We start from the raw sequence: 7,400 nt of genomic DNA on the forward strand, positions 1-7,400 counted from the left end.
AACTAATTCATATAAAATCAGGCATAACAGTTTTCACATCAGTCATCTCTAGATAATTTTAGTATAATGGGGTGTTTTTAATGCTTAATAGATTCATGGAACCAGCGTTTGGCTCCATGAATGCGACTGAGTATTGACTCTTTATCCGCAACCAGGTTATTAGCTTCCTCGAGACGGTGATGGAAGGGAGGAGGACTCATAATCGACTTCCGTTTCATTCGTTACTGTCGCTTCGTGATCTATCGTGCTAGTAGTTGCACTGTCTTTAGAAAAGAAATCGAAATATTGGCCTGTTCTGGCACGTTTATAATCAGGTGGTAAGCCGCCTTTGGTTACTTGCCAATTAGCCATTGTTTTTCTTTTACGTAATTCATCCTCTTCTGTATCTAGCTTGTCAGCCTCAGGAGCGCGACGAGAGTGATGTAAAGAAGGAAACAATTCTGCGATAGAGGGTAAAAGAGATGTTTCTCCTCTAGTGTTATTATTAGTTGATAAATCAGATAGTCTCTCAGAAGATTGTTCAAGGGATGCTGTTCTCTGTGGAGGTAAACATTGCCATATATCGACAATATCGAGTGGTTGTACAGCTGTGTCTTCAGACGTAGATGGTGTCTCGCTATCTACTGTAGTATGCGGTACTAACGCATCTTCCTCCAAGTCGGTTTCTTCACCCTCTAATTCAGACTCACTGTCTGTTTCCACAGGACTAAATTGAGGGTTAGCTAGACTGCTCGTATCTTCCTCTTGCGTATAATAGCTTTCGATTGTTTGTTGCACTATTTTGCTTGAGCTGGTTTGTGGTATTTCAGCTAAGGTACTTATGATTTGCTGAGCGAATTCTATAGTTTGAGTATAGAGTTGTTCAGTTTCGCTAAAGTGACTGCTCCCTCCGGATTGTCTTGTTTCTTCGAATACTCTTAATCCTTTCCTGGCTTTAGTAATTAACCTCTCTGCATTTAAGCGCAGATTTCTATTTAGCTCTTCCAGTACCGATGGTGAAACCAAGTTTTGAGAAAAATAAACGGTCATAATTTTGGTTGTTTTTTTCTACCGCCTGAAGCGATGTAAGAGTACTTGTTTAATCCATCAATGAGACTCATTAAATTGGTTGACTGCTGTTCAATGTTATCTCCATAGGTGAGAAGAAAAGGTATTTTTCGTTCTTGTAATTGCCTAATTGAAGCAGAAAGCATATTGACTGGTATTTTTTGGACATAAAGTTTTGCATCATCGTGCTCATGAGGAGGAGTCATAAAGCAAATGTCTCCAGGGTTTGCTTGACGAAGCGCTTCGTGCATGTCCATGTGTTGAAATTCAATATTTCCTTTATCGATTAATTCCTTGCTACGATGAAGTAATTTTAATGTGGTCTTGAGTGTCGTGCCTTTTGTTTCTAATAAGTAGGTGCGGCGGATTTGATTCCCTGTAAATTCTACATTCGAAAAAGAATTATTTTGAATGAAAAGAAGTAACGAATAATCCTTTGGTGATTGTGCGTTGTATTCAGCAACCATCTGATTAAAAACAGTGTTGCGCTGATTTGCTGGACTATTACGACAACGCGAATGGTGTTCTCGGTAAGATTTTTCTATTGTTTCCCAAGGGTTTTCTTTAATGTAATTTAATAAATTGATTAGTGCCCCGTTGATATCACTGGCAATGTATTTTTTCGCGGGATATTTTTCGGCTAAATAGAACGTGAGTGCACAGCTTCCACAAGTTACATCTTTAACGACAGTCGCTCTAGCAAATTCAGATGAGTGTTCAATGATTTTTTCTATGCTTTCTAAATAATTTAATGAATTACCAAAATAGCGAAAAGCGCGAGGGGATGTCATAAATGATTTCTTTCCGGTTTTCTTTGTGTGTTAACTTGTCGCTCGCGGTGCCAGACAGCAAAATTTTCCCGGAATGATTCGGAATGCGTATAAGCGTCAAAAGCTTGAGGGCTTTCTATTAAATCGTGATGGCTTTCGATGTGATAAGCCAATTTAGCTTGGCTTCTTTCAGATAAAGGATTTGCTGTGATGTGAAATACATGAGCAGGTATTCCTAAAGCGATACTTTCAGCCAATAATAATTTGCAATGCTCTTCTTTAATTAAAGTCAAATTAGCTATTTTGAATATAGGAAAAGCTATTCTGCCTTTAACATAAGTACCTTTTAAGCGTTCCCATGCCAACCTGTAGGCTGAAATTTTTTGTTGGAGTGTCAGTTTGTCCCCCGTACCAGAAAATTCGTGTACAAGATAACCTGGTAACCAAGAAACTCGGTGCCAAACTCTTTCTAATTCAATGGGGCCACGAGTACTTTTGCGTGCATGCCCCGTTATTTTTTAGTGCGATTAGATCATGAGGTGTTAAAGTGGTAAATTGTCTGGCGAGAGAATCTGATTTAGATTTTTTCTTAGTTGGGGTAATAGCTCTGAACGCAGCTCCTCAATTTTTTGTGGATTAAGAGGGATTTGGACATATTTTTGCCAACTGGAAGACGTTCGCTGATCATGCGTTGGTGTTTCTCTTGGTGCATAATAAAGTTCATTTTGTTCAGTAAAATATAGAGATCTTTCGATTCGCCAGGCAAATTTTGCAAATCGCTCTCGCCTTTAAACTCATTCATGAAGATAAAGAAACAGCTTTTTGAGCCTCTTTTCTCTTTTACTAAAGCGGTTTTACTTTTTTGGGGAGGGGAAAATTTCTCACGCATCTCAGATCCTGGTCAATTAAAAAGTGTGAATTATTTTCACACCATGGATAATTATAAGTCAAAGGAAAAAATTACAGGCCGGATTCCAGAATGGAATGATTGAAACATCAATGGGTATTTGCAGCCTGGTTGTAACAACCAGGATTGTTATCTATTCGCTGTTTATTTTGGTGTTACCGATTGCTTCTGTTATTTCTTTTGGTTTCCCTTAGGTTTCAGTGGGCCTCAAGAAGCAATCTTAAAAAATTATTATAAAATAAAGCGGTAGCATAGTAACTTATAGCATAATAGAGCAACGAATGGTGGCCACGGAACCTGTGAAAGAAAATAATACGTTGAATAAAGAAGTGATTCAATGGGGTTGCAACTATCTTGTATCGCATAGGTATATACTAAAAAAGCACTCGGCCAGAGAATGTTCAAAACACACCGTGGTCTTATGTGGCCCGCTTTGCAACATCGGGTGGCTATATTTATTTGAAGCATACGCCGCCACTGCTTGCCTTAGAGCCTGCCATTACTCAAATTTTGCATGATCAGTTCCATGCTTCTGTGCCGGAAGTGATTGCGTGCAATGCAGAATTAAATTGTTTTTTAATGAAAGATGCAGGCAGGCCTTTACGAGAAACTCTGAAAAAGCAATTCGACCTCACACTGCTTTGCAAGTCTATTGAACAATTTACGTCTATGCAGTTGGCTGTCTCCGATCATGTCGCCAGGTTTCTTGATATAGGTGTTCCCGACTGGCGGCTAGATAAATTACCAACGTTATACCAGCAATTGCTTTCGCAGAAAAATTTATTAATGAAGGATGGATTGTCCGAAATTGAAATCAATGAGTTAGAGAAACTGCTTCCAAAGATCGCCCATTTATGTAAGAAGTTATCCAACGACTCTATCAAACAAACGCTTGTACAGTGTGATTTTCATGGCAATAACATACTTATAAGCGATATATCGCAAACTATTACCTTTATTGATTTAGGTGAAATAGTCATTTCTCATCCGTTTTTTTCATTGATTGGCTGTTTGCGACAGGCAACGTTCCATCATGCCCTGACAAAAGAAGATGATGCTTATCTAAGACTGATGGATTCTTGCCTAAAAATTATAGGATTTTTGAATCCGAAAGACATTTATTCGATGCGTTTACGATAGCGGAGTTATTATGGCTTGTGTATGAAGCATTAGCACAATATAGGTTGAGGCTCGCATGTGAGGAAGCGAGGTTTTTATCATTTCAAAGACATGGGAAGCTAGGTGACCGATTGAAAGAATTGATAACCGCATGCATAGTCATTGATTAGGAATCAATGACTATGCTTCCGCTTCCATTGATTCCGCGAGCTTATCTCCAGTGTAGTTACTAGGAACCGAATGTTGTACGGACTGCTTCTTCAGACAGTTGCATTGAATTTAACGCCAATTGGATCTGGTGACTATCAATAATATTACTGTCCACCAGGGTATCCACCACTATTCCAACAACATATTGATACAACGCACCATCCAAGTCTTTTCCGCCATCTCTTTGTGATTTTAAAATGATGTATTCCTTTAGGTCAGACTTGGTATGCTGTTTTTGCAGAGTAGGTGAGATCGCACGTCCTATAACAGGCAATAGGTGAGCCGCCATAGTCATCATGACAACTAGCAAACAATACCAACTATTATCTAAATCTTGAGCATAATTAACAGTTGTTCTTAACATGCCTGCGGTATCATCATGCAATAGCGATAAAACAAGTGATGCCATGTAAAGCAAAAGTAGATTGCCGAAATAAACCTTGACGGAATTCTTAGTTATTCGTCCAGTCTCAGCTGCAATTAAATCCGCACCACTCCTAATCAATGGCTCAAGCAATTCTAAAATTGTCGCTGAAGCATGCTTAATAAATTCTTCTTCGGCCATGCCTAAGGCAAAATTTGAAATACTATCAGCGATTCCGCTTTTAGACGCTTCTTCAGACAGAAAACTCAAGCCATATTGGACCGCAGAAGACACTACAGTGTGACTTATTGAATGGACATAATAAGACTTGACTGCGCCACGTACAGATCTTCTTATAGCAAAAGAAAAGGCTGCCGAAACGAGTGGTTGGGCAATCATTTTTGCTGGGATTTCGACGCCTTTGGCAAATAGTTTTAAACCTTGGTTGACTGGTGGAACGTTTTGTTCAATCGCATCGATGACCGCTTTCCCTGACGCAACATTGGCAACCTGTGTCATGACACCTGTAAGAGTAGTACTTTGCTTAGCCCCTTTATAACCTTCTCTTACTGTTTCCAAGCCAGTATTAATGTATTTCGATCTCACAATAGAATCCTTTAAAAATTGGTGATGCTAACATACTAATACTTGTCTGAAAAGTATTAATTTTAACCAATGTGTCTAGGATTATGCAAATTATTGTTCAATAATTTTTCATACCGCTTCATGGTCATACGACATTGCGCCGAGCAGTTCCTCCAGTTCACCTGTTGCTTGTCTGGAAAAATTAATCAGTTTTTTTCATTGTCAAAAAACTCATAGGATTTAAATAAAGCTGCCTCGTCATAATCCTGAAAAGCCTTGGCTTTCTTTTCAGCGATGCGATGCGGATACCCCATAAATTTCATGATATCCTTCGTCATGAATAATGACGAATCAAATAATTCTCTTCGTATGTAATGGGCTCCTGCTTTATGAAGCTCATAAGCATGACGGCGATTTCTGGCGCGTGCAAAAATGGTCAAATCGGGATAATGATGTCTTGCCAGTTTAACTATCTCTAAATTGGCATCGGCATTTCCCACCGCTACAATGAGTAATTTTGCCCTAGCTATTCCAGCATTTTTTAATATATCCAGGCGAGATGCGTCGCCAAAATAACCCTGATAGCCAAATTTTCTTAATAACTCTATTTGTCCGGGTTTTTTCCAAAACAGTGACGTTAATACCAGTTGCTCTCAGTAATCGGCCAACAATCTGTCCATATCGGCCGTAGCCTGCAAGAATAACTCCTGGCTCTGTATTGTCTAGATTAATCTCATCATAGGCAGTTGATTTCTTTCGCAAAGCCCGTGAAGTAACGTAACGGTGGTAAGCTAACATTAAAAAGGGTGTAGTAATCATAGAAAGGGCAACCGCAAGAGTAAAAATCCAGCTGTACTTTGACTGATTACATTGGATTGATCTGCATACTGGAGCAATACAAAGGCAAATTCACCACCCTGTGCCAGTCCAAAGGCGAAGCCCGCTGTTTGGTGGCTGGTCAGGCCAAAAGCACGGCCTAAAACAAATAAAATAGATGCTTTGATGGCGACTAATATCAATACACTGGCTATCAGTATTACCGGTTGTTGAGAGAACAGTGCAAAGTTCATTCCCATGCCGACGGAGATAAAAAATAAGCCTAACAATAATCCTTTAAAAGGTTGAATATCGGTTTCAATAGTATGTCTATACTCAGAATTAGCAAGAACTACCCCAGCAATAAATGCGCCTAAAGCAGCAGATACACCGATAGAGTCCATCAGCAAAGTAATACCTACAATCAGAGCCAGTGAACAGGCCGTAAAGACTTCGCGCAAATTCGTTTTTGCAATAGTTAGAAATAGATAACGAGACAAATAGCGTCCCACTATAATCACAGCGCCAATAACTGCCCCCAATCAGCAATGCATGTAACCATTTAGGAAGCTGTAATACAAAAGAGGCTTCGTGCCCACTATGAAAAACGCCACTTCCTGGCGCTAATAAAGGCATAATAATAAGAATCGGAATAACGGCAATGTCTTGGAATAATAAAACCGCAAACGAGCTTTCACCTTCGGCGGTTCTCAGAATATTTTTTCCTGTAGCATTTGCAAAACTAAAGCGGTTGAGGAAAGAGCGAGAGCCATCCCTACAGCAAGGCTTGTTTGCCATTGATAGCCCAATGCCATACCAATCATTGTAAAAAGGCCAGCAGTTAATATGACCTGCAGTCCTCCCAAACCGATAATTAACTTCCTTAATTTCCATAACATTTTGGGTTCTAATTCAAGGCCAATCAAAAACAGCATCATCACAACGCCGAATTCGGCAAAATTCATAATCTGCTCTGTATTGGCAATTAGTCCAAAACCGAAAGGCCCAATCAACATTCCCGCCGCGAGGTATCCAAGCACAGAACCTAATTTGAAGCGGCTTGCTAGCGGAACAATAATGCTGCCAGCTGCTAGAAAAATAAAAATATTGAAAAGAAAATGTTTATTCATGATAGTGACAGCCTAATGGTAAAGTAACACAAAATAGTATTGTAATAGAGAGCCAGTTATAAACTGGTTCCTGAAAAAACAGTTAGGAATAATCTAATCGATTATATGAATAATCGAATAAAATTTGCTTTTGCAATTGGCCTCTATACATTTTAAATAGATGTCATTGGAGCACCAGAAAAAATCCGATTGAGCTGGAGTGATCTGAGTACTCTGCATATAAACGTCATGACTAGGCAGCGCGCATTTAGCCTGATTTGCCTCAACGATTTTGATAATTCTCATGAAAACATCATGTCTCACTTTCATAAAGTGAGACCAGTTCGTGGTCTTGGTAAAGGTATAAACCATGAAATTTAAAGAAGAAGCCCCAAACTCAACAAAATTAACAATCAGCGTTTGCTGGGTATCTATTTCAGGATGCTCAATTAGCATACATCGAACCTGGCTAG

10 protein-coding genes and 1 pseudogene are annotated in these 7,400 nt (G+C 39.3%); 2 read left to right on the forward strand and 9 right to left on the reverse strand.

All coding sequences use genetic code 11. The features are described from left to right. Positions 1–159: 159 nt before the first annotated feature. Genes BN58_RS08435 through BN58_RS08445 form a run of 3 tightly spaced genes read right to left on the reverse strand, consistent with a single transcriptional unit; the run spans position 160 to position 2,182 of the window. Complete coding sequence (locus BN58_RS08435) at positions 160–1,005, reverse strand: hypothetical protein (RefSeq protein WP_156812434.1); 846 nt, start codon at positions 1,003–1,005, stop codon at positions 160–162. Positions 1,006–1,025: 20 nt separating this feature from the next. Next, on the reverse strand, positions 1,026–1,838 hold the full coding sequence (locus BN58_RS08440; protein ID WP_019216454.1) for a DNA adenine methylase: 813 nt from the start codon (positions 1,836–1,838) through the stop codon (positions 1,026–1,028). Then, complete coding sequence (locus BN58_RS08445; protein ID WP_019216455.1) at positions 1,835–2,182, reverse strand: hypothetical protein; 348 nt, start codon at positions 2,180–2,182, stop codon at positions 1,835–1,837. The genes BN58_RS08440 and BN58_RS08445 overlap by 4 nt, the downstream gene beginning before the upstream one ends. Before the next feature lie 435 nt (positions 2,183–2,617). Here BN58_RS08445 and BN58_RS08455 point away from each other — a divergent pair, with 435 nt between their 5' ends. Together BN58_RS08455 and BN58_RS23440 are read left to right on the forward strand one after the other, a co-directional pair. Continuing rightward, complete coding sequence (locus tag BN58_RS08455; RefSeq protein WP_019216457.1) at positions 2,618–2,809, forward strand: hypothetical protein; 192 nt, start codon at positions 2,618–2,620, stop codon at positions 2,807–2,809. A 338-nt stretch (positions 2,810–3,147) separates the two neighbouring features. Then, positions 3,148–3,864: a phosphotransferase gene (locus tag BN58_RS23440; RefSeq protein ID WP_232220454.1), complete on the forward strand. Its 717-nt coding sequence runs from the start codon at positions 3,148–3,150 to the stop codon at positions 3,862–3,864. Between the two features lie 208 nt (positions 3,865–4,072). On the opposite strand, the gene BN58_RS08470 is transcribed toward BN58_RS23440, so the two are convergent. From BN58_RS08470 to BN58_RS08495, 6 genes and pseudogenes are all read right to left on the reverse strand, one after another. Beyond that, positions 4,073–5,023: a hypothetical protein gene (locus BN58_RS08470; protein WP_019216459.1), complete on the reverse strand. Its 951-nt coding sequence runs from the start codon at positions 5,021–5,023 to the stop codon at positions 4,073–4,075. Between the two features lie 185 nt (positions 5,024–5,208). Next, positions 5,209–5,634, reverse strand: coding sequence for an NAD-binding protein (locus BN58_RS33470; protein ID WP_332247943.1), 426 nt, complete (start codon positions 5,632–5,634; stop codon positions 5,209–5,211). Then, positions 5,525–5,800: a hypothetical protein gene (locus BN58_RS33475; protein WP_232220455.1), complete on the reverse strand. Its 276-nt coding sequence runs from the start codon at positions 5,798–5,800 to the stop codon at positions 5,525–5,527. Before BN58_RS33475 ends, BN58_RS33470 begins: the two co-directional genes overlap by 110 nt. 17 nt (positions 5,801–5,817) lie before the next feature. Then, positions 5,818–6,360, reverse strand: coding sequence for a cation:proton antiporter domain-containing protein (locus BN58_RS33480; protein WP_026069355.1), 543 nt, complete (start codon positions 6,358–6,360; stop codon positions 5,818–5,820). 168 nt (positions 6,361–6,528) lie between these two features. Then, complete coding sequence (locus BN58_RS33485) at positions 6,529–6,948, reverse strand: cation:proton antiporter domain-containing protein (RefSeq protein WP_026069356.1); 420 nt, start codon at positions 6,946–6,948, stop codon at positions 6,529–6,531. Positions 6,949–7,041: 93 nt separating this feature from the next. After that, a pseudogene (locus tag BN58_RS08495) lies at positions 7,042–7,400 on the reverse strand (hypothetical protein); the annotation flags it as partial.

The sequence above is a fragment of the Legionella tunisiensis genome (assembly GCF_000308315.1).
Classification (GTDB): domain Bacteria; phylum Pseudomonadota; class Gammaproteobacteria; order Legionellales; family Legionellaceae; genus Tatlockia; species Tatlockia tunisiensis.